Source organism: Neobacillus drentensis (assembly GCF_036966985.1).
Lineage (GTDB): Bacteria > Bacillota > Bacilli > Bacillales > Cytobacillaceae > Neobacillus > Neobacillus drentensis_E.
The window spans coordinates 1-1,582 of sequence record NZ_JBALSN010000546.1; the positions used below are offsets into that span (position 1 = coordinate 1).

At 36.2% G+C, this 1,582-nt stretch carries 2 protein-coding genes; both read left to right on the forward strand.

Annotation, left to right across the window (positions count from 1 at the left end):
* Window positions 1-268 precede the first annotated feature (268 nt).
* On the forward strand, window positions 269-853 hold the full coding sequence (locus V7659_RS27650; RefSeq protein WP_335543280.1) for a hypothetical protein: 585 nt from the start codon (window positions 269-271) through the stop codon (window positions 851-853).
* A 109-nt stretch (window positions 854-962) separates the two neighbouring features.
* Complete coding sequence (aac(6'), locus tag V7659_RS27655) at window positions 963-1,394, forward strand: aminoglycoside 6'-N-acetyltransferase (protein ID WP_335543281.1); 432 nt, start codon at window positions 963-965, stop codon at window positions 1,392-1,394.
* Window positions 1,395-1,582 lie beyond the last annotated feature (188 nt).

Sequence of the window (1,582 nt, forward strand, 5' to 3'; positions counted from 1 at the left end):
TGCCACTATACCCTAGAACCCCACTGCTTTAGCTGTGGGAGTTGTCAGCTGTCCATTCATGGCAATGTCTCCTTACTTAATTAAAATGGCTAACACAGTATTTAGTATATTCAGACTCTTTTGTCCTAACAATAGGAATGTTATTTAGTCATGCTTAAGGCAGTAATTGAATGAAGAATTTTTTTTGAATGATGTTGAGCATAAATAAAATATCCTATGTTATGCCAGACTTTTCGTGTGATTGTCTATCAAAAGGGAGGGTTTTACGGTGTCGGAACTCAATGTTCGTTATGGTCAATTATCGGATTTAAATGGAATGATTCAATTGGACCGAAAGCTGTATCCTCAAGATTGGCAAGTTGAGCGTGCATTTGTAAAACGATTACTTGAACGAAACAATAGAGTGTATAAAATTGTAGAGGATAATGGAGAGTTAAGGGGATATAGCAGTTTAATTCCACTAGATAAAAGAACGTATGATCGATTACTATTGGGCCAAATAGATGAATCTAGAATTTGTCATCAAGCGTTAGCTTATAAGAAAGGGAGAGAGGTATATATTTATTTATCTTCGATTATAGTTGATATCTTTCATGAAGACAGGAAGAAATACAGTAAGGCATTAATTATGGAATTGCTGTATTGGATCGAAGATATTCAGGAAACTGGAGTCGTGATAAAGGAATTCGGTATGATCGCGATTACAGAAGCTGGGAATCGAATCTGTCAACGTTTGGGATTTAAAAAGGCGGGGGAAGTAAAAGAGCATGGTGAAACCTACAATGTATATAAAGGAACGGTTGAGGATGTTAGGGCTGGAATAAACGTAAAACAAAAGATGAAGGGCAGATGATCCAATGTTCAAAGTGCCTGACACCTTTGGTGCTTAGGTTCAGCTATAATTAATAAATTGTATAAGAGAAATCAAATAAGAAAAGTAGTTCGTTAGGAGGAATAGATATATGGTAAAAGCCACACAAAAGGAATTGGAGGTAATTGTAAAGTTTGCATTGATGCTTTGGCCGGCATGTGATTCAAATGAGTTGAAGGAAGAATTTAACGAATTATTACATGATCAAGATGCTGCTATTTTTTTAGCAAAAGAAGGAACGGAATTTGTTGGATTTGCTCAATGTCAGCTTCGAAAGGACTATGTGGAAGGAACGGAAAGTAGTCCAGTGGGATATCTCGAAGGAATTTTTGTACAGGAGGGTTATCGAAGAAAAGGGATGGGAAAACAGCTTTTGGCAGCCTGTGAAATTTGGGCAAAGGAACGGGGCTGTAAGGAATTTGCAAGTGACCTAGAAATAGATAACCTAGATAGTTTAAGATTTCATCTGAAGAGTGGATTTCAGGAAGCCAACCGAATTATTTGTTTAACGAAAAAATTATAAAAATCGAACCTTCTTCTAAAGAGAGACTCGTACTAAGTATTTCAATGGTTGGAAGTGATATTATAAAACTTTACTAAGCTTTCTTAATTTCAGGAATATCTTTTTGTTGTAGTATCATGGGAGTTTGAGAGTGAATACGTGGGTTTATTTCAAGAGGAGAAGATCCAATTTTCCAAGTGACTGACACT